Origin of the sequence: Haloechinothrix alba (assembly GCF_900188115.1) — a bacterium.
Classification (GTDB): domain Bacteria; phylum Actinomycetota; class Actinomycetes; order Mycobacteriales; family Pseudonocardiaceae; genus Haloechinothrix; species Haloechinothrix alba.
Genome location: NZ_FZNW01000011.1, coordinates 25439 through 44707, shown reverse-complemented (window position 1 = coordinate 44707; position 19269 = coordinate 25439). Strand labels below are relative to the sequence as shown.

At 70.0% G+C, this 19269-nt stretch carries 19 protein-coding genes; 9 read left to right on the top strand and 10 right to left on the bottom strand.

Features of this window, described 5'->3' with window-relative positions:
- The first annotated feature begins 191 nt into the window (after nt 1-191).
- The 3 genes from CHB84_RS12050 to CHB84_RS12040 all read left to right on the top strand — a co-directional run bounded on the left by CHB84_RS12050 (nt 192) and on the right by CHB84_RS12040 (nt 3697).
- Nucleotides 192-566 carry a VOC family protein gene (locus CHB84_RS12050; RefSeq protein WP_089301676.1) on the top strand — a complete coding sequence of 125 codons (375 nt, stop codon included), beginning with the start codon at nt 192-194 and terminating at the stop codon, nt 564-566.
- Between the two features lie 120 nt (nt 567-686).
- Complete coding sequence (gene lepA / locus CHB84_RS12045; RefSeq protein ID WP_089301675.1) at nt 687-2564, top strand: translation elongation factor 4; 1878 nt, start codon at nt 687-689, stop codon at nt 2562-2564.
- Between the two features lie 83 nt (nt 2565-2647).
- Nucleotides 2648-3697 (top strand): nitronate monooxygenase, encoded by a 1050-nt coding sequence (locus CHB84_RS12040; protein ID WP_089301674.1) that lies wholly within the window; start codon nt 2648-2650, stop codon nt 3695-3697.
- Nucleotides 3698-3708: 11 nt separating this feature from the next.
- On the opposite strand, the gene CHB84_RS12035 is transcribed toward CHB84_RS12040, so the two are convergent.
- Both CHB84_RS12035 and CHB84_RS12030 read right to left on the bottom strand, forming a co-directional pair.
- Nucleotides 3709-4716 carry an alpha/beta hydrolase gene (locus CHB84_RS12035; RefSeq protein ID WP_089301673.1) on the bottom strand — a complete coding sequence of 336 codons (1008 nt, stop codon included), beginning with the start codon at nt 4714-4716 and terminating at the stop codon, nt 3709-3711.
- Between the two features lie 217 nt (nt 4717-4933).
- Nucleotides 4934-5899, bottom strand: coding sequence for a zinc-binding dehydrogenase (locus tag CHB84_RS12030; RefSeq protein ID WP_089301672.1), 966 nt, complete (start codon nt 5897-5899; stop codon nt 4934-4936).
- 116 nt (nt 5900-6015) lie between these two features.
- On the opposite strand from CHB84_RS12030, the gene CHB84_RS12025 reads away from it, so the two are divergent.
- The gene (locus tag CHB84_RS12025; RefSeq protein ID WP_089301671.1) at nt 6016-6195 is read left to right on the top strand and encodes a hypothetical protein; all 180 of its coding nucleotides are present in this window, start codon (nt 6016-6018) and stop codon (nt 6193-6195) included.
- 64 nt (nt 6196-6259) lie between these two features.
- Nucleotides 6260-6649 (top strand): barstar family protein, encoded by a 390-nt coding sequence (locus CHB84_RS12020; RefSeq protein WP_245818695.1) that lies wholly within the window; start codon nt 6260-6262, stop codon nt 6647-6649.
- A 66-nt stretch (nt 6650-6715) separates the two neighbouring features.
- On the opposite strand, the gene CHB84_RS12015 is transcribed toward CHB84_RS12020, so the two are convergent.
- Genes CHB84_RS12015 through CHB84_RS11985 form a run of 7 tightly spaced genes read right to left on the bottom strand, consistent with a single transcriptional unit; the run spans nt 6716 to nt 13120 of the window.
- Entirely contained in the window at nt 6716-7480 is a 765-nt protein-coding gene (locus CHB84_RS12015) for an enoyl-CoA hydratase-related protein (RefSeq protein ID WP_089301670.1), read from the bottom strand.
- 22 nt (nt 7481-7502) lie between these two features.
- Nucleotides 7503-8315, bottom strand: a complete 813-nt coding sequence (locus tag CHB84_RS12010) for a sirohydrochlorin chelatase (protein ID WP_089301669.1) — start codon at nt 8313-8315, stop codon at nt 7503-7505.
- Complete coding sequence (locus tag CHB84_RS12005; RefSeq protein ID WP_089301668.1) at nt 8312-9625, bottom strand: sulfate adenylyltransferase subunit 1; 1314 nt, start codon at nt 9623-9625, stop codon at nt 8312-8314. The genes CHB84_RS12010 and CHB84_RS12005 overlap by 4 nt, the downstream gene beginning before the upstream one ends.
- A gap of 2 nt (nt 9626-9627) precedes the next feature.
- Nucleotides 9628-10572: a sulfate adenylyltransferase subunit CysD gene (cysD, locus tag CHB84_RS12000; protein WP_089301667.1), complete on the bottom strand. Its 945-nt coding sequence runs from the start codon at nt 10570-10572 to the stop codon at nt 9628-9630.
- A 12-nt stretch (nt 10573-10584) separates the two neighbouring features.
- On the bottom strand, nt 10585-11286 hold the full coding sequence (locus CHB84_RS11995; protein WP_089301666.1) for a phosphoadenylyl-sulfate reductase: 702 nt from the start codon (nt 11284-11286) through the stop codon (nt 10585-10587).
- Nucleotides 11283-11444, bottom strand: a complete 162-nt coding sequence (locus CHB84_RS23520; protein ID WP_089301665.1) for an Insertion element protein — start codon at nt 11442-11444, stop codon at nt 11283-11285. The genes CHB84_RS11995 and CHB84_RS23520 overlap by 4 nt, the downstream gene beginning before the upstream one ends.
- Nucleotides 11441-13120 carry a nitrite/sulfite reductase gene (locus CHB84_RS11985; protein ID WP_089301792.1) on the bottom strand — a complete coding sequence of 560 codons (1680 nt, stop codon included), beginning with the start codon at nt 13118-13120 and terminating at the stop codon, nt 11441-11443. The genes CHB84_RS23520 and CHB84_RS11985 overlap by 4 nt, the downstream gene beginning before the upstream one ends.
- Nucleotides 13121-13553: 433 nt before the next feature.
- Between CHB84_RS11985 and hemW the strand changes: the two genes are divergently transcribed.
- The 4 genes from hemW to CHB84_RS11965 all read left to right on the top strand — a co-directional run bounded on the left by hemW (nt 13554) and on the right by CHB84_RS11965 (nt 18010).
- Nucleotides 13554-14735, top strand: coding sequence for a radical SAM family heme chaperone HemW (hemW, locus tag CHB84_RS11980; protein WP_217898524.1), 1182 nt, complete (start codon nt 13554-13556; stop codon nt 14733-14735).
- A 92-nt stretch (nt 14736-14827) separates the two neighbouring features.
- Nucleotides 14828-15853 (top strand): heat-inducible transcriptional repressor HrcA, encoded by a 1026-nt coding sequence (hrcA, locus tag CHB84_RS11975; protein ID WP_089301663.1) that lies wholly within the window; start codon nt 14828-14830, stop codon nt 15851-15853.
- Nucleotides 15854-15937: 84 nt separating this feature from the next.
- Nucleotides 15938-17122 carry a molecular chaperone DnaJ gene (dnaJ, locus tag CHB84_RS11970; RefSeq protein WP_089301791.1) on the top strand — a complete coding sequence of 395 codons (1185 nt, stop codon included), beginning with the start codon at nt 15938-15940 and terminating at the stop codon, nt 17120-17122.
- A gap of 123 nt (nt 17123-17245) precedes the next feature.
- The gene (locus tag CHB84_RS11965; protein WP_089301662.1) at nt 17246-18010 is read left to right on the top strand and encodes a 16S rRNA (uracil(1498)-N(3))-methyltransferase; all 765 of its coding nucleotides are present in this window, start codon (nt 17246-17248) and stop codon (nt 18008-18010) included.
- Nucleotides 18011-18086: 76 nt separating this feature from the next.
- On the opposite strand, the gene CHB84_RS11960 is transcribed toward CHB84_RS11965, so the two are convergent.
- Nucleotides 18087-19268 (bottom strand): phenylacetate--CoA ligase family protein, encoded by a 1182-nt coding sequence (locus CHB84_RS11960; RefSeq protein WP_089301661.1) that lies wholly within the window; start codon nt 19266-19268, stop codon nt 18087-18089.
- Nucleotide 19269 lies beyond the last annotated feature (1 nt).

Below are 19269 nucleotides of genomic sequence, written 5' to 3'. Positions count from 1 at the left end.
CTGCGAGGTGGGTCCGCGGTGCAAAGGTCTGTACCGGCGCGGCGGGCTGTTCGCCCGGCGCGTGCCGGGTGAGACGGACCCGGCGAGACGGATGCACGGCTCCGCTGTGGTGCTGCTCGGCATCGGCGCCATAGCGGTGGTCCGACCAGCAGGGATTGTGTCCGTGGCCGCAGAGCGGGTAGGCACGGGTCATGGACGTGCTCAGCAGCCGAGTCTTGCTGAAACCCCGGGACCCGGAGCTCACGCGGGCGTTCTACGCCGAGACGCTCGGGCTGGCGGTGTACCGGGAGTTCCCCGGCGGGACGGTGTTCTTCCTCGGGGGCGGCTTCCTCGAGATCGTGGGTACCGGTAGTACGGGGCCCGGACCGGATGTCGCCTTGTGGCTGCAGGTGCGCGACGTGCACGAGGTGGTGACCGGCCTCACCGAACGGGGCGTGCCGATCGACAGGCAGCCCCGGGAGGAGCCGTGGGGGCTGGTCGAGGCCTGGATCTCCGACCCGGACGGCACCCGCATCGTGCTGGTCGAGGTCCCGGCCGGGCATCCACTGCGGGAGGACACGCGCTGAGTACGCGTGCCCGCGGTGAGGGCGACGGCTCCCGGCGGGCGGTCCCGGAGCATCGTCACGGCTGCCCGTACCGACGTGGGAGTATGGAGGTCGCACACCCGACCATCCCGAGGACGCCGAGTGACCACGTACGCAGATACGACCTTCACACCCCCGGAGCGAATCCGGAACTTCAGCATCATCGCTCACATCGACCACGGCAAGTCGACGCTTGCGGACCGGATGCTGCAGTTGACAGGGGTGCTCGACGACCGTGCCTACCGCGACCAGTACCTGGACCGGATGGACCTGGAGCGCGAGCGCGGCATCACGATCAAGGCGCAGAACGTGCGGCTGCCGTGGACTCTCGACGACACCGAGCACGTGCTGCACCTGATCGACACCCCCGGGCACGTCGACTTCACCTACGAGGTCTCCCGTGCGTTGAACGCCTGCGAAGGCGCGATCCTGCTGGTCGACGCGGCACAGGGAATCGAGGCACAGACCCTGGCGAACCTGTACCTCGCGCTCGAGCAGGACCTCGCGATCATCCCGGTGCTGAACAAGATCGACCTCCCGGCCGCGGAGCCGGACAAGTACGCCGATGAACTGGCCCACATCATCGGGTGCGACCCGACCGATGTGCTGCGTGTCTCCGCGAAGACGGGTGACGGCGTGCGCGAGGTGCTCGACGAGGTCGTCCGCCAGGTTCCCGCACCGGTCGGCGACGCCGACGCGCCGGCGCGCGCGATGATCTTCGACTCGATCTACGACATCTACCGGGGTGTGGTGACCTATATCCGGGTGATGGACGGCAAGATCACGCCACGGCAGCGGATCAAGATGATGTCCACAGGGGCCACGCACGAGCTGCTCGACGTGGGGATCATCTCGCCGGAGCCGAACTCGTGCACGGGCCTCGGTGTCGGCGAGGTCGGCTACCTGATCACCGGGGTGAAGGATGTCCGGCAGTCCAAGGTCGGTGACACGGTCACCTCCGAGAAGCATGGCGCCACGGATCCGTTGCCGGGGTACAGGGAACCGCAGCCGATGGTCTACTCAGGACTGTATCCGATAGACGGGTCGGAGTACTCGATGCTGCGTGAGGCGCTCGAGAAGCTGCAGCTCAACGACGCGTCGCTGACGTTCGAGCCGGAGAACTCCGTGGCTCTCGGGTTCGGGTTCCGGTGTGGGTTCCTCGGCCTGCTGCACCTGGAGATCACGCGCGCGCGGCTGGAACGCGAGTACGGTTTGGACCTCATCTCCACCGCCCCGAACGTGGTCTACGACGTCTACCTCACCGATGGCAGCGAGCTCCAGGTAACCAATCCGTCGGACTGGCCGACCGGCAAGATCGCCGAGGTACACGAGCCGATGAGCAAGGTGACCGTCATCGCCCCTGCCGAGTTCATCGGTGCCGTGATGGAGCTGTGCCAGGGCAAGCGCGGCCAGATGCTCGGGATGGACTACCTGTCCGAGGATCGTGTCGAGCTGCGCTACAAGATGCCGCTCGGCGAGATCATTTTCGACTTCTTCGACTCGCTCAAGTCGCGAACCCGCGGGTACGCCTCCCTGGACTACGAGGACGCCGGGCTACAGGAATCCGACCTCGTCAAGGTCGACATCCTCATGCAGGGCGAGACGGTGGACGCGTTCTCGGCGATCGTGCACAAGGACTTCGCCTACTCCTACGGCACCAAGATGACCGCGCGGCTGCGCGACCTGATCCCGCGGCAGCAGTTCGAGGTTCCGATCCAGGCCGCCGTCGGCTCGCGCATCATCGCGCGCGAGACGGTCCGGGCGCTACGCAAGGACGTGCTGGCCAAGTGCTACGGAGGCGACATCTCCCGGAAGCGCAAGTTGCTGGAGAAGCAGAAGGAAGGCAAGAAGCGGATGAAGACCGTGGGCAGGGTCGAGGTACCGCAGGAAGCCTTCGTTGCCGCGCTGTCCACGGAGGGCTCGGGCGACAAGGTCGACAAGGGCGAGAAGGGCGCCGACAAGAGCAAGGGCAAGAAGTAGGCGCGCGGCGTGTGGTCGGGGGTATGTGCGATTACGGCATCGCCCGTCCGGGTGGCCGCTTTCGCGGGTCCTATGCTCGGGCTATGTTCTCCGACCTACCGATACCCGTCATCGTGGCCCCGATGGCGGGTGGGCCCTCCACGCCTGAGCTGGTCGCCGCTGCGGCGAACGCCGGGGCGTTCGGGTTCCTCGCGGGCGGCATGCTCACTCCCGAGAAGCTGGTCGACCAGATCGGACGGACCAGGCGCCTGACCGACGGACCGTTCGGGGTGAACCTGTTCGTGCCGCGGGAGCGGGTTGCCAGGGACATGTCGGACTACCGGGACCGGATGCGTTCCGAGGGGCAGCGATACGGTGCCGAGCCCGGATGCGCCGTCTGGGACGACGACAACTACCCGGCGAAGCTGGATGCCGTTGTCGCCAGCCGCATTCCGGTCGTGTCGTTCACGTTCCAGATGCCGTCGGCGACCGATATCGCGCGCGTCAAGAAGGCGGGCAGCAGTGTGGTCATCACGGTGGCGACCCCGGAGGAGGGCTGCCAGGCCGCTGCGCTCGGTGCGGACGCGATCTGCGTGCAGGGGTGCGACGCGGGCGGCCATCGGGGAACCTTCACCGACACGGGCGCAGACGCGGCCGGCGGCGAGCTCTACGGGGTGCTTGCCGCCCTGCGCAGCCTTCACGCCGAGCTGGATATCCCGGTCATCGCCGCGGGAGGAGTGGTCAACGGGGCCGATGTAGCGGCGGTACTTGCCGCCGGAGCGGTCGCGGCCCAGATGGGCAGCGCTTTCCTCCGCGCGACCGAGTCCGGAACGTCGCCGGTGTACCGGGACGCGCTCGCGAGGGCGGGCCGCGGCACCAGGTTCACGCGCGCGTTCACCGGCCGTCCCGCGCGGGGACTGGTGAACAGGTTCATCAGCGAGCACTCCGCGCACGCCCCGGTGGCCTACCCCCAGCTGCACCACATGACCAAACCGATCCGCGCCGCCGCTACGGAGGCGGGTGACCCGGAGGCCATGTCGTTGTGGGCGGGACGTACGTACCAGCTGGCGGAGGAGAAGCCGGCGGCCGAGATCATCGAGTCCCTCGCCAAGCAGGCCAGGGACGCCCTCGATGTCGCGCGCGACCGGCTGTGACGTCGGCGGCGCTAGCCGGCCAGGGAGCTCGGGGTGGTCCGGGACGGCGCCGCACCGCTCGTGGCGCTCCGGCGGCAGCTGGCGGCGAAGAAGGCGATGAGCTGCGCCAGCTCCGCCGGTGCGTCCAGCTGCGGGCAGTGCCCCCATTCCTGCTTCACCAGCATCCTGCTGTGCGGCACGAGCGTGTGTAGCCGTTTGGCAGCGGCCGTGCTGACGAGCCTGTCCTTGCCGCACCCGACCGCGAGTAAGGGCGCCCGTATCTTGTCCAGCTGGTACGCGTTGTCGATCTCGGAAACGAGCTGCCGTGCCTGCTCCAACCGGAGTTTGGTGCGCGCGTAGTCGGACACCAGCTCGGCGAACCTGTCCGTCTCGGCGGAGTCGGCCTCGGAGGGGTCGGCGTAGAGCAGCCGCGGGATGACGGCGTTCGCCACGGTTCGCACGACGGCGCTCGGCACGGGGACCGGCAGCGACGCGTACAGCCGCAGCGGGAGCGGGTTGCGTGCCACCGTGCGGACCAGCAGGCTGTCCGCCAAGCCGGGTGCCGCGATGGAGACCACGCCCGCGATGGGGAGGGAGTGGTCGTGCGCGGCGCGCAGGCTCACCGTTCCGCCGAGCGAGTTGCCGATGAGCACGACGTCGCCCTGCACGGCCTGCTCGACGATGACCGACCGCAGGAACGCGTCGTGCTGCGGCAGGATCTGGCCGGGACGCAGGTCGTCGGCTTCCCCGAAGCCGGGGAGGTCGACCGCGATGGCGGAGTGTCCCGCCGCGGCGAGCCCGCGGAGAACGCCGCGCCAGGTGTCGGCGCTGTCGCAGTAGCCGTGCAGCAGCACGAACCGGGGTCGGTGCGGCCTGCCGGACCCCGCGCGTGCCTTGCGGAGCAGACCGTGTCGCGGTCGTTCCGGCGCGGCCGGGCCGGCCCCGACCTCGAGCGTCCGCGTGCGGATACCGGCGAACCGCTGGTACCCGGCACGGATGCCCGACTGGTCGGGCACCTCCTGCTCCGGTCCTGTGGTCATACTCACAGGCTACCCACAGCAGTGCCGGTATGCCGGGCAATTGCCCGGTCACGAAGCCGTATCAACCCGCTCGAACGGCTGTGACCTGCGAGTCCGGCCCGGCCGGGGGTCGGGCCGGACTCCGCTGATCGGAGTAGGGCGCGTCTGGCGATCCCCGTTCGCGCCGGACGGGGCCGGGAGCCACACCCTGACCTCGCCCGGTCGCCGTGCCGGTCCGTCAGGTGGTGAACACGACCTTTCCGGAGGTCTCCCCGTCCAGCATGGTCCGGAAGCCGCTCTCCGCGTCGGCGAGGGGCAGCTCCCTGCCGATCTGCGGCCGGATCCCGGTCAGCCGCACGAACTCGAGCAGTTCGGCCAGCTCGGACCGCGTTCCCATGGTGGAACCGGCGATGCGTAGCTGCAGGAAGAACACCCGCTGCAGCTCGGCGGCAGCGTCCGGTCCGCTGGTGGCGCCGGATACCACGATGATGCCACCTGGCTTGAGCGACTTCAGCGAGTGTGACCATGTCGACTTGCCGACGGTCTCGAACACGCCGTCGACACGTTCGGGAAGCCGCGCACCGGGCTCGAAGGTCTCGTGTGCGCCGAGCGACGCGGCGAGCTCGCGTTTGGACTCGGTGCGGCCGGTGGCCCATACCCGCAGGCCCGCCGCGCGGCCGAGCTGGATGAGTGCCGTGGCCACTCCGCCGGAAGCTCCCTGGACCAGCATCGTCTGACCGGGGCGCAGCCCGGACTTGACGAACAGCATCCGGTAGGCCGTCAGCCATGCCGTACCCATGGCCGCGCCCTCGACGAAGGACAGCTCCGGCGGCTTCGGTACGGCGTTGCGGGCGGGAACGATGACCTTCTCGGCGAAGGTGCCCTGGTGTTTCTCGGTCAGCAGCGTGCGCTTCGGGTCGAGCGTCTCGTCCCCGTCCCACGCCGGGTCCCCGATGACCGAATGGAGGACGACCTCGGTGCCGTCGTCGAGGACGCCCGCACCGTCGCACCCGAGGATCATCGGGAACTGGTCCGGTTTGATCCCGACGCCGCGTAGCGTCCAGATGTCGTGCATGTTCAGGCTGGCGGCTCGTACGGTGACCGAGACCCACCCGTGCGGAGGGTCCTCGGCGGGGCGGTCACCGACGACCAGGGAAGCCAGCGGGTCCTCGGCGTTGGGCTCGGAAGCGTATACGGCAAACATGGACCCAACGTACCGCGCGGTACGGCAGTACCGGTAAGCCCTGTGGCCGGTCGGATCGCAGCGGCGATGAGCGGGGCGGTCACGGCGACCCGTCAGGCGGTCCCTACCATTTCGGTGTGTTCTCCAGACGGCGGATCACGATCGCACTGGTCGGCTTACTCATCCTTGTCCTCGTAGGATGGCTCGCTTCCGAGCTGCTCGGCGAGGAGCAGGCGCGGGAGGCGACCAGCTCCGAGGCGGTCCCGGCCGCGGCCGACCGGTCCGCGGCCGGCTTTACGTGCGGCCCCGTGACGTGAGTGACTGGCAGTGACCGGAACAGATCCGTCCAGCAACAACGATCCAGATCGGCAGGTATCTCCAGTGAGTGATCCGGTGGTGAAGCAGGAGTCGGCACCCGATGGTGCGACTGCCGCCGCGGACGCACGTGCGCGGGGTGCTTACGCCCATCAGTTCGACGGTACGGGCCTGCGGGACAGCGCGTCGATTCTCGACGCGATCGCGACCACGCTGTCGTTTCCCGACGGTGTCGAGCGCAGCTTGGATGCCTTGCGGGACTGCCTGACCGACCTGTCCTGGCTTCCGGCCGGTGAGCACGTGCTGATCTGGAGCGCGGCGAGCGACCTCGCCGACGCGGACCCCAAGGCCTACCTGGCCATCCGCAGCGTGCTCTCGGACGCCCAGCGCGCGCTGGCCTCCGCGGGCAGGCCCGGCGACGGCCGCAGGTTCACCGTGGTGCTCACCGAACGCTGAGGCGGCGGCCCGCCCCCACCGCAGGGAAGTGGGGAGGGCGGGCCGCTCGGCACCGGCGCACGGGGCCTACTCAGGGACCCAGCTCGGTGCGCGCTTCTGCGTGAACGCCGTGATGCCTTCCTGGGCTTCCGAACCGGCGAAAAACTCCGCGGACAGCGACAGCATCTCGTCGAAACGCTGCTGCAGCTCGTCGTGCGAGTCGAGCAGACTCTTGGTGGCGGCAAGGGCGTCCGGCCCGCCATGCGCCAGCGCGGTGACGTACCGGTCGACCTCGCCGTCCAGCGCATCGGGCTCCACCGCCGAGTTGACCAGACCGACCTGTGCCGCCCGGTCGGCGTCGAACCGTTCCCCGGTCAGGAAGAGCTCGCGGGCCTGGCGAGGCAGCAACCTGGGCAGGATGGGCACGGAGATGACGGCGGGTACCAGACCGAGACGTACCTCGGTGAAGGCGAACGTGGCCGCGCGGCTCGCCACGGCGATGTCCGCGGCGGCGACGATGCCGATGCCACCTGCCCTTGCCGGTCCGGCGAGCTTGGCGACGACCGGTTTCGCGCCGGTCAGGATCTGCGTGAGGATGTGGGGGAACTCGTTGACGCCTTGCTCGGAGGCGTCCGTGTCCCGCGCCTCCTTGAGGTCCATCCCGGCGCAGAACACCTCGGAGGTGTGGTCGAGCACGATGACCCGCACATCGGGGTCCTCGTGTGCCGTGGTCAGTCCCGCGCTGAGTTCGCGCCGCAGCTGCGCCGACAACGCGTTGCGGTTGTGTGGTGAGTCCAGGGTGATGGTCGCGACGCCGCCGGACACCGCGTAGTGCACAAGTTCGTCTGCCATGCGCCCCAGGCTATCGGCACGTTCAGCCGGCAAGGGAGGCCGCGGTCGGCAGTGTCAGTGTCGGCTGGGCCGTCGCCGCGTGACCCGGTGTGACATGGTGCCCGTCACGGTGTGCCGTGCTGCCCGACACGGCGTGGTAGCGGTGCAGGACCAGCTCGGCGACGAGGGGATGGTCCCCGAGGGGCTCGGCGATGCGGCAGTCGGGAGCCTCGCGGGCGATCCGGTCGAGGAGCAGGCCGGGAGCCAGGAACCACGGCGCGATCGCCTGCTCGCGTGCCCCGCGCGCACGTAGCCGGGCCAGCGCGGCGCCCGTGCCCGGCCGTGCGGTGGCGAAGGCGTGCGTGACCGCGGCGAACCCCGTGCTGCGGTGCCAGCGGCGTGCGATGGTCGCCACGGCCTCGTTGGCGGCCGCGCGGGAGGAACCGACGCCGGTCAGCACCACCCCGAGCTCGGGGTCGCCGGGTTCGGCTCTCGCCTGCCGCAGCCGGTCGAGTGCCGCCGACTCGAGCGCGGGGTCCGGTCCGAGAACCCCGGACACGGTGACACGCAGCAGCGGCATGCTCGTGCCGATGTCCGCGATGAGCCCCGGAAGATCCACGCGGGCGTGGAAGGCGCTGCCCAGCAGCAGCGGCACGACGACCACATCCCTGTGCCCCGCGGAGTGCAGCTCGCCGAGCACCTCGGCGAGCGTGGGCTCGGACAGGTCGAGGAATGCGGTGCGCACCTCGAGATCCGGTGCCTGACCCTGCACCGCGCGGGCCAGCGCGCGCACCGTCGTCGCCGAACGCGCATCCCTGCTCCCGTGCGCGACGGCGACCAGTGGCGGTGTGCTCACCCCGTGGCTCCCTGCCCGTCGGCGCTTGCGGCAGGCGCGTCACCCAGCGCCGGGAACCCGACACCCACCAGGCCGGCTGCCAGCGTGTCGCCGTCCTTCGGGTCGATGATCAGGAACGAGCCGGTGCGTGGCGACGTGCGGTAGTCATCGGCGGGCAGCGGCTCGGACGTGCGCAGTCGCACCTGCCCGATGTGATTGAGTTCCAGGCTCTCCGGGGCGTGTACGGCCCGGAGCTGCTGCTCGTCGAAACGTGCGACGATCTCCTCGACGAAGGCCTGGACGGTCTTCGCGCCGTGCTTGAGCAGGACCCGCGAACCGGCACGCAGCGCGGAGCCTGCCAGCCAGCACACGGTCGCGCTGAGCTCGTCCGCAGGCTCGGGAGCCGAGCCTGCGGAGGCGATCAGGTCGCCCCGCGCGATGTCGAGGTCGTCGTCGAGAAGCACGGTGACGGAGTTGCCCGATCCGGCCTCGCCGAGCGGGCCGTCCGCGGTGTCGATGCCGGCGACGGTGGAGCGCAGACCCTGCGGAAGTACGACGACCTCGTCGCCGGTCCGCACCGTGCCGGACGCGATCTGCCCGGCGTACCCGCGGTAGTCCGGGTACTCGGCTGTCCGGGGGCGGATCACGTACTGCACGGGCAACCGGAAGGGCGCGTCGTGCGGGTCCGGAGCCACCGGCACCGTCTCCAGGTGTTCCAGCAGTGCCGGGCCGGTGTACCAGGGCGTGTTCTCGGAGCGGGTCACGACGTTGTCGCCCTGCAGGGCGGAGATCGGGATGGAGAGCACCTCGCCCATGGGGTAGCCGAGGGAGACGGCGTGATCGGTGAACTCCTTGGCGATCACCTCGAAGGTGCTCTCGTCGTAGTCGACCAGGTCGATCTTGTTCACCGCCAGCACCAGCCGCGGCACTCCGAGCATCGCGAGCACAGCGGCGTGCCTGCGGGTCTGCTCGAGGACCCCGTTGCGCGCGTCGACGAGCAGCACCGCGAGCTGGGCGGTGGAGGCGCCGGTGACGGTGTTGCGGGTGTACTGCACGTGCCCCGGGGTGTCTGCGAGCACGAAGGAGCGCTGCGGGGTCGCGAAGTACCGGTACGCCACGTCGATGGTGATGCCCTGCTCGCGTTCCGAGCGCAGGCCGTCGACCAGCAGCGACAGGTCAGGGGTGTCCAACCCCCTGTCGACGCTGGCACGTGTCACGGCGTCGAGCTGATCGGCGAGCACCGACTTGGTGTCGTAGAGCAGGCGGCCGACCAGCGTGGACTTGCCGTCGTCCACACTGCCCGCCGTGGCCAGCCTCAACAGTGAACTCATGATCAGAAGTACCCCTCACGCTTGCGGTCCTCCATGGCGGCCTCGGACATGCGGTCGTCCGCTCGGGTGGCGCCACGCTCGGTCAACCTGCTGGCCTGTACCTCGGCGATGACCTCCTCGATCGTCGCGGCCGTGGACTCGACCGCGCCGGTGCAGGAACCATCGCCCACGGTGCGGTACCGCACCGTCTTGGTGTGCACGTCCTCGCCGTCGCGCGGGCCGCCCCACGGCCCCTCGGTGAGCCACATGCCGTCCCGCAGGTACACCTCGCGCTGGTGCGCGAAGTAGATGGAGGGCAGGTCGACCTTCTCCCGCGCGATGTAGTTCCACACGTCGAACTCGGTCCAGTTGGACAGCGGGAACACCCGGACGTGCTCACCGGGACGGTGCCGTCCGTTGTAGAGGTTCCACAGCTCGGCACGTTGCCTGCGCGGCTCCCATTGGCCGAACGCGTTGCGCAGGCTGAAGATGCGCTCCTTGGCACGTGCGCGTTCCTCGTCCCTGCGGCCGCCGCCGAACACCGCGTCGAAGCCGTGCTCGCCGATGGTCTCCAGCAGCGGCGTGGTCTGCAGCGGGTTGCGCGTGCCGTCCGGGCGCTCGGTGAGGCGGCCGTCGTCGATCCAGTCCTGCACCTTGGCCACGACCAGCCGTAGCCCGTACTTCTCCACGACCCGGTCCCGGAACTCGATCACCTCGTCGAAGTTGTGCCCGGTGTCGACGTGCAGCAGCGGGAACGGCACCGGCGCGGGCCAGAACGCCTTGATCGCCAGGTGCAGGAGCACGGTGGAGTCCTTACCACCGGAGAACAGGATCACCGGGCGGTCGAACTCTCCGGCCACCTCGCGGAAGATGTGGATGGCCTCGGACTCCAGCGCGGCGAGGTTGTCGATCGCCGCGTCCTGGCCCGAGCCGGGCGCGACCGGCTCGACGGTGTGTTCAGCGGTCATGGTTTCCTTCCCTCAGGCGTGCAAGCCGCATTCGGTCTTGGCAGAACCCGCCCAGCGCCCGCTGCGGGGGTCGTCCCCTGCGGCGACCCTGGCGGTGCACGGCTGGCAGCCGATGGACGGGTACCCGGCCGTGACCAGGGGGTTCTCCACGATGCCGTGCTCGGCGATGTAGGCGTTGAACTGCTCGTCGGTCCACGGCGCGATCGGGTTGATCTTCACAAGCCCGTTGCGGCTGTCCCACTGCACGATCGGGGTGTTCGCCCGCGTCGGGGCGTCGGTCCGGCGCACCCCGGTGACCCACGCGTCGTAGCCTGCGAGGGTGCGCTGCAGCGGCACGACCTTGCGCAGGTGGCAGCACTTGTCGGGCTGCGTCTGGTACAGCAGCCCGAACTCGGCCTCCTGGTCGGCGACCGACTGCTCGGCCTCGGCGTTGACGATGCGGATCCGCGGGTACGTCGAGGCGATCGCATCGCGCGTGCCGATCGTCTCGGCGAAGTGGTAGCCGGTCTCCAGGAACAGCACGTCCACGTCGGGCTTGACCTTGGCCGCGAGGTCGATCAGTACCGCGTCCTGCATGTTGGAGGCCACGATCAGGCGCTCGCCGAACTCCTCGACGGCCCACCGCAGAGCCTCCTCGGCGGTGGCCTCGGCCAGCTCGGACGCGCCCTGCTCGGCGAGTGCCTTGAGGCGCTCCCGGGTATCTGTTGCTGTCATCTCGCACCTTCCGGAAAGGACAATCCGATGAGTTTCACCGTGAACACTCGCCGGCACGCGGCGCACAGCCACGCACCGGGCGCGTCGGCCTCCTCTGTGGGCCGGAGGTCCTCGTCACCGCAGTAGGGGCAGTGGAACGGCGTCGCACGCTCACTCATTTCAGATCGTCGTCACTGGCGCGCTGCACCCACTGGGGGAAACGCTCGCCCTCTTCGCGCTGCTCGACGAACGTGCGGACGACCCGCTCGACGTAGTCACCCAGCTCCGCGCTGGTGACCTTGTGGCCACGCAGCTTGCGGCCGAACCCTGCGTCCAGCCCGAGACCGCCACCGAGATGGACCTGGAAGCCCTCGACCTGGTTGCCGTCGTCGTCGGTGACGATCTGGCCCTTCAGGCCGATGTCCGCTGTCTGGATGCGCGCGCAGGAGTTGGGGCAGCCGTTGAGGTGCACGCTGATCGGCGTGGTGATCCCGTCGGTGATGTCGGCCAGCCGCTGCTCCAGGTCGGCGACCAGTTGCTTGGCGCGGTCCTTGGTCTCCACGATCGCCAGCTTGCAGAACTCGATACCGGTGCAGGCCATCACGCCACGGCGCCAGGGCGACGCCGTCGCATCCAGTCCGAGGGTGTTCAGCTCGGACTGCAGGCCCGCTACCTCGGACTCGGGGACGTCGAGCACGACGAGCTTCTGCTGGGGCGTCAACCGGACGCGCCCGGATCCGGCTCGCTCGGCCGCCTTGGCGACGCCGAGCAACGTGCCACCGGACACCCGCCCCGCGATGGGGGCGGCACCGACGTAGTAGTTGCCGTCCTTCTGCCGGTGCGCGCCGACATGGTCACGCGGCTGTTCGGGGACCTCCGGTGCCGGGCCGTCGACCAGCTGCCTGCCCAGGTACTCGGACTCGAGGACCTCACGGAACTTCTCCGCGCCCCAGTCCCTGACGAGGAACTTGATGCGCGCGCGGTGCCGCAGGCGGCGGTAGCCGTAGTCGCGGAACAGCTTCGTCACCCCGGCCCACACCTCGGGGACCTCGTCGCGGGGCACCCAGGTGCCCAGCCGCTGCCCGATCATCGGGTTCGTGGACAACCCGCCACCGACCCAGAGGTCGAAGCCGGGGCCGTGCTCGGGGTGCTCGACCCCCACGAAGGCGATGTCGTGCACCTCGTGCGCGACGTCCTGCAGCCCGGAGATCGCCGTCTTGTACTTGCGCGGCAGGTTGGCAAGCGACGGGTCGCCGAGGTAGCGGTTCTGGATCTCCTCGACGGCCGGTGTGGGGTCGATCACCTCGTCGGAGGCGATGCCGCCCACCGGGGAGCTCAGGATCACGCGGGGCGCGTCACCGCACGCGGTCATCGTGGACAGCCCGGCCTCCTCGAGGCGTGCCCAGATGGTGGGCATGTCCTCGATGCGGATCCAGTGGTACTGGATGTTCTGCCGGTCGGTGATGTCGGCGGAGTCGCGCGCGTAGGTCTGGGAGAGCTCGCCGAGCAGGGACAGCTGCGAGGTCGTCAACGCACCGCCGTCGATGCGCACGCGCAGCATGAAGTAGGAGTCGTCGAGCTCCTCGGGCTCGAGCGTGGCGGTGCGACCGCCGTCGATTCCGGGCTTGCGCTGCGTGTAGAGGCCGTACCAGCGGAAACGCCCGCGGAGGTCACCCGGGTCGATCGACTCGAACCCCTGGTGGGCGTAGATGTTCTCGATACGGGCGCGCACGTTGAGCGGGTGGTCGTCCTTCTTGGAGCGCTCGTTCGGGTTCAGCGGCTCGCGGTATCCGAGAGCCCACTGCCCTTCACCCCGGCGTTGCTTCGTTCGCTTCGGGGCGGATGCAGATGTCACGTCGTCCTCCGGTCTCACAACGATGTCGTGCACGCGATGCAGGTGGGTCAGGGTCGGCCGTCGCCGGTGCGCACGCTCCGGGCAGTGGAGCAGCGCTGCTCGCACAGTGAGAGATCGGACGCGTCCGCGGGCGGGGATACCCCAGCGACTTCAGGCCGCCGGCCGGCAGAGGGCGCTGGACACGCGCCGGTAGTCGACGTGGCGGCGGACCACGAGGACGATACCGGGAGAAGTCATGATTCCCAGGGTGCCAGTAGCCCAGTATGCGGTCTAGCTGTGCCCATATGGTGGGAGGAGCGTCACCACTCGACCGGATCGCCGGGTACCTGCCGCCGCGGTTCCCGCCTCGGTTCGGGACACTGGAGGCGTGGCACAGGAGAGCGTCGACCCCGCGCACCGGGGCGCGGCCGCAGGGGAGCCCGCCCGCTTCGGCCTGACGGCCGATGAGCTCGGCGGGCGCGCACGCGCGTCGTTCGGCGTGTACGTGCACGTGCCGTTCTGCGCCACCCGTTGCGGGTACTGCGACTTCAACACCTACACGCCGGACGAGCTCGATGCGGGATCGTCGGCGCGGAGCTGGCTGGAGGGCTGGCTGGAGGGGCTGCGTACCGAGCTCGGCCAGGCTGCCGCCGTGCTCGGCGACGCTCCCCGCGCCGAGACGGTGTTCGTCGGCGGCGGCACACCGTCGTTGCTGGGAGCGGACGGCCTCGCCGCCGTGCTGCAGGCCGTGCGGGACGCGTTCGGGCTCGCCGAGGGCGCCGAGGTGAGCACCGAGTCGAACCCCGAGTCGACGTCCGCGGAGTTCTTCGCCGGTATCCGTGACGCGGGTTACACCAGGGTGTCGCTCGGCATGCAGTCGGCGGCCGCGCACGTGCTGCGCGTGCTGGACCGGCAGCACACCCCCGGCCGCGCCGTGACGGCCGCGCGGGAGGCGCGGGCCGCGGGGTTCGAGCACGTCAACCTCGACCTGATCTACGGGACTCCTGGCGAGCGTCCGGAGGATCTCCGCGCCTCGCTCGAAGCGGTGCTGGCGGCGGAGGTGGACCACGTGTCCGCGTACGCGCTGACCGTCGAGGACGGCACCGCCCTTGCCAGGCGGGTACGGCGTGGTGAGCTGGCCCCACCGGACGAGGACACGCTTGCCGAGGACTACGAGCTGATCGACGACGTCCTCGAAGGGGCGGGGCTGGGCTGGTACGAGGTCTCCAACTGGGCGGCGGGCGCGGATGCCCGGTGCAGGCACAACCTGGGGTACTGGCACGACGGTGACTGGTGGGGGGCCGGTCCCGGCGCGCACAGCCATGTCGGCGGTGTCCGCTGGTGGAACGTCAAGCACCCGGCCCGGTACGGTGCGTTGCTCGGGGCCGGGCAGCTACCTGTCCAGGACGGTGAGCGCCTGACCGAGGAGGATCGCGGCACCGAGCGCGTGATGTTGCGCCTGCGCACCTCGGAGGGCCTGCCCACAGACGAACTCGGCGATGCCGGGCGGCGCGCCGCGTCGGAGGCCGCTGCGGGCGGACTGCTCGACCCCGCTGCGTTCGACGGCGGACGTGCCGTCCTGACCAGGCGTGGCAGGCTGCTCGCCGACGGGGTGGTGTGCAGACTGCTCGCGTGACGGTGGTGGGGACCGAGGACGGGGTGCCCGTGCCGCACGGTCCGTAAACTGGGGGTGGTAGCCCATGTCCGCGAACGCACGGAGGTAAGCAGGTGGCAGGCTCGGACGACCGCCGGTTCGAGGTACTGCGCGCCATCGTCGCCGACTACGTATCGCACCAGGAACCGGTCGGTTCCAAGGCGATCGTGGAACGACACAGCCTGGGTGTGTCCAGTGCCACGGTGCGCAACGACATGGCCTCGCTGGAGGAGGACGGCTACATCACGCAGCCGCACACCAGCGCCGGGCGTATCCCCACGGACAAGGGCTACCGGGTGTTCGTCGACCGGCTCTCCGAGATCAAGCCGTTGAGCCCGGCCGAGCGCCGGGCGATCGAGACGGTGCTGGAAGGTGCCGTGGATCTCGAGGACGTGCTGCGGCGTTCGGTGCGCCTGCTGGCGCAGCTCACGCGCCAGGTAGCCATCGTGCAGTACCCGATGATCACCAACTCGACCGTGCGGCACCTCGAGGTCGTCCCGTTGACCGAGGCGCGGCTGATGCTCGTGCTGATCACGGGTGCCGGTCAGGTGGACCAGCGCGCCGTGGACCTGGGCGATGTGATCAGCGAGGACGAGGTGGCGAGGCTGCGGCAGACGCTGAACGCCGCGATCAGCGGGCAGCGGATGTCCGACGCGGCCACGGCCGTCGCGGAGCTTCCCGAACAGTGTCCTCCCGATCTGCGGGACGCGATGACGCGGGTGTGCACATCGCTGGTCGAGTCCCTGGTGGAGCACCCGGAGGACCGGCTCGTGCTCGGCGGTACGGCGAATCTCACCCGTAACGCCGCGGACTTTCCCGACTCGCTTCGACAGGTGCTCGAAGCGCTCGAGGAACAGGTGGTCGTGCTCAAGCTGCTCGCGGCGACCCGCGGACCCGGTGCGGTTACCGTGCGGATCGGTGAGGAGAATGAGGACGAGCAGATGCGGAGTACCTCGGTCGTATCGATCGGGTATGGCTCCGACGACACGTTGCTCGGCGGTATGGGCGTGGTCGGCCCGACCAGGATGGATTACCCGACCACCATCGCCGCGGTGCGCGCCGTGGCCAACTACGTCGGGCAGATCCTGGCCGCGAGGTAACCGGAACACTGGCATGTGACACAGTGCCCCGCGTTCGTGACCGGGGTACGCCATCGAGACTTCGTCGAGGAGGACAGCAAGACGGTGCCCAAGGACTACTACGCGACGCTCGGCGTCTCCAAGGACGCCAGTGATCAGGAGATCAAGCGCGCATACCGTAAACTTGCTCGTGAGCTGCACCCGGACGTCAACAAGTCCGACGACGCACAGCAGCGATTCAGCGAAGTCACGACAGCCTACGAGGTCCTGTCCGACCCGCAGAAGCGCAAGGTCGTCGATCTCGGCGGCGACCCGATGGACAACGGCGCTACCGCGGCGGGCGCAGGCGGGATGCGTGACCCGTTCGCCGGGTTCGGCGGTCTCGGCGACATCATGGACGCCTTCTTCGGCGGGGCGTCCGGGGCCGGTGGCGGCGGTCGTGGGCCCCGCAGCAGGGTGCAGCCCGGCGCGGACGCGCTGATCAGGGTTGGTCTGACCCTCGAGGAGTGCGCGACCGGTGTGACCAAGGAACTCACCGTCGACACCGCCGTGCTGTGCGACCACTGCCGGGGTGCCGGCTCGGCCTCCGGGAAGGCGACCACCACCTGTGACACCTGCGCGGGCCGGGGTGAGGTCCAGTCCGTGCAGCGTTCGTTCCTCGGCCAGGTCATCACGGCACGCCCGTGCCCGGCCTGTCACGGTGTCGGCGAGGTCATCAAGGACCCGTGCCGGCAGTGCCAGGGCGATGGCCGCGTGCGTTCCCGGCGCACCGTGTCGGCGAAGATCCCCGCCGGTGTCGGCGACGGTATGCGCATCAGGCTCTCCGGCCAGGGCGAGGTCGGCCCCGGTGGCGGGCCCGCGGGTGACCTCTATGTGGAGGTCGACGAGCAGCCGCACGAGGTGTTCCTGCGCCAGGGTCACGAGCTGCACTGCCATGTGCGCATCCCGATGACCACGGCCGCGCTCGGTGCCCCCATCCCGCTCGAGACGTTGATCGACGGGGAGACCGAGGTGGAGATCGAGCCGGGGACCCAGCCCGAGTCCGAGCTGGTGCTGTCCGGCAAGGGGATGCCGAAGCTGCGCTCCTCCGGGCGCGTGGAAGGTCGCGGCGACCTCCATGTGCACGTCGACGTCGTGGTGCCGACCAAGCTCGACGACGAGCAGCGCCGCCTGCTGCGGGAGCTCGCCGAGCGGCGCGGCGAGGACGACACGTCGGCGGCCACCAACGGCAGCAGGCAGTCCGGGGTGAGCGGGTTGTTCTCCAAGCTGCGCGCGAGAAGCAACCGGTGAGCACGCGGCGCCGATGATGCCCGCGTGCGGCAGCATTCCCGCTGCCCTTGCCGACCCCGCTGACCGGTCGGTCCTCGCAGGCCACGTTGTACCGGTCCGGCCGATGTGCCAGGTGGTGCCGCGATGAGCACGGCCAGGGACGCCGGTCCGCGACCGGTCTTCGTCGTCGACGCGCTTCCCGACGGGCCGGAAGGACTGCTGGCCGGGGACGAGGCCCGGCACGCGGTGACCGTGCTGCGGATCCGGGCGGGTGAGCATCTGGTGCTCACCGACGGGCGGGGCGGTGCCACCGCGTGCGCCGCGGCCGAGGTGCGGCCGGGACGCCACCCTGAGCTGGCGGTGACCGTGCTGGACCGCTGGCAGGAGGAACCGCCCGCCCTGCGGGTGACGGTCGCGCAGGCCCTCGTGAAGGGGGACAGGGGTGAGCTCGCCGTCGAGTTGGCGACCGAGGCCGGTGCGGACACGATCGTCCCGTGGCAGGCCGAGCGGTGCGTGGCGCGGTGGGACGGGCCCGGGCGCGCCGCGAAGGGCGGGGCGCGTTGGCTGTCGACCGCACGGGCGGCTGCCAAGCAGGCGCGGAGGCTGTGGGTTCCGGAGATCGCCGAGCCGGTCGACACCGCGGGGTTGTGTGACCTCGTCGGCCGGGCACGTGCGGCACTGGTACTGGACGCCGGCGCAGGTGTGTCGCTGCGGGAGGTCGCGCTCCCGGACAGCGGTGAGCTCGTGGTGGTCGTCGGGCCGGAAGGCGGGATCTCCGACCGTGAGCTCGAGGTGCTGGGCGAGGCAGGCGCGCGTCCCGTGCGGTTGGGAAGCACCGTGCTGCGCGCGTCCACGGCCGCCGCCGTGACGCTCGGCGCGCTCGGGGCACGCACGTCCCGCTGGACGTAACGGTTGGCTGAATGACGCTTTCACTCCGTCAGGTGGAGTGAAAGCGTCATTCAGCCAACCGTATGGACTGAAAGCGTCATTCAGCCCAGTCCCGCTGGTCGACCAGGGTGTCCGTGCCGTTGAGGTCGTCGACGACGTCGACGCGGGCGTTGAAGCGGAGCATGGACTTGATCCGTTCGCGGGCGGCTGCCGCGACCTGCTCACCGGTCACCCCGGCCGAGGGGACGATCTCGCAGCGTAGCTCGTCCCGGTGCGCGGCACGCTCGACGACGAACCGGTAACCCGCCACACCTGTCAGGTCGCGCATGGCCGAGTCGACCTGCCGGGGATGCAGGAACATCCCGCGTACCTTCACCGCGGCACCGACACGGCCGAGTACCCCGGCCAGCCGTGCCGAGCCGTCCGGTCCGGTGACCCAGGCGGACAGGTCGCCGGTGCCGAAGCGCACCAGGGGGTACTCGGGGCGCAGCAGGGTGATCACCACCTGCCCCTCGCCGCTGTCGATCGGCAGGTCCGTGTCGAGGTCGCAGACGTCCACGACGACCCCGTCGGGAACCTCGAGGCCGGCACCGGGCTCGATCTCGTAGCCGAGCAGCCCGGTCTCGGCCGTGCCGTACGCGGCCCGGACCACGGGCACGTGTTCGGTCAGCAGCGCGCGCAACGAGTCGGGAAGCGGTTCCGCCGTCACGAGCGCCTTGGACAGTCGCCAGCCGCGGGCATCGTGCCCGGCCTCGTGATAGCGCTCGATCAGCGACTTGAGGTAGCTGGGCAACCCCGTGAAGGCGGTGACTCCCAGGTCCGCGATCGCCTGTACCTGCAGGTCGAGATTGCCGGTACCGCCAGGCACCACCGTGCAGCCCAGCGCCCGCGCGGCCTCGTCGAACATCGCGCCCGCGGGGGAGAGGTGGTACCCGAAGCAGTTGAGCACCACGTCACCGCGGCCGAACCCCGCTGCCCGGAGTGCCTCCTGCCACCGCCACGGGTCGGCGCCCGCCAGCTGTGGCTCGTAGAGCGGTCCCGGTGACGAGAACATCCGACAGACCTCGGTGTCCGGGTCGAGCATCCCGCCGAGCGGTGGCTCGGACCGTTGCAGCGCGATGAGGTCGTCCTTGGTCAGTACAGCCAGCTCGTCGAGGTCTCTGACCCGCCGTACCCGCTCGGCCTGGATCCCGGCCGCGTGCAGGCGCGCGGCGAATGCGGGAATGCGGGCAGCCGCCTGGCGAACCACCTCGCCGACACGGTCGTCCAATGCGGACATA

Bases quoted from the DNA above. Each gene is read 5' to 3' on its own strand.
- CHB84_RS12015 (WP_089301670.1), bottom strand. From the start codon at position 7,480: ATGGCAGACGAACTTGTGCACTACGCGGTGTCCGGCGGCGTCGCGACC.
- CHB84_RS12035 (WP_089301673.1), bottom strand. From the start codon at position 4,716: ATGACCACAGGACCGGAGCAGGAGGTGCCCGACCAGTCGGGCATCCGT.
- CHB84_RS12040 (WP_089301674.1), top strand. From the start codon at position 2,648: ATGTTCTCCGACCTACCGATACCCGTCATCGTGGCCCCGATGGCGGGT.
- CHB84_RS12030 (WP_089301672.1), bottom strand. From the start codon at position 5,899: ATGTTTGCCGTATACGCTTCCGAGCCCAACGCCGAGGACCCGCTGGCT.
- CHB84_RS11960 (WP_089301661.1), bottom strand. From the start codon at position 19,268: ATGTCCGCATTGGACGACCGTGTCGGCGAGGTGGTTCGCCAGGCGGCT.
- CHB84_RS12005 (WP_089301668.1), bottom strand. From the start codon at position 9,625: ATGAGTTCACTGTTGAGGCTGGCCACGGCGGGCAGTGTGGACGACGGC.
- CHB84_RS12050 (WP_089301676.1), top strand. From the start codon at position 192: ATGGACGTGCTCAGCAGCCGAGTCTTGCTGAAACCCCGGGACCCGGAG.
- CHB84_RS11995 (WP_089301666.1), bottom strand. From the start codon at position 11,286: ATGACAGCAACAGATACCCGGGAGCGCCTCAAGGCACTCGCCGAGCAG.
- CHB84_RS23520 (WP_089301665.1), bottom strand. From the start codon at position 11,444: ATGAGTGAGCGTGCGACGCCGTTCCACTGCCCCTACTGCGGTGACGAG.
- cysD (WP_089301667.1), bottom strand. From the start codon at position 10,572: ATGACCGCTGAACACACCGTCGAGCCGGTCGCGCCCGGCTCGGGCCAG.
- CHB84_RS11965 (WP_089301662.1), top strand. From the start codon at position 17,246: ATGAGCACGGCCAGGGACGCCGGTCCGCGACCGGTCTTCGTCGTCGAC.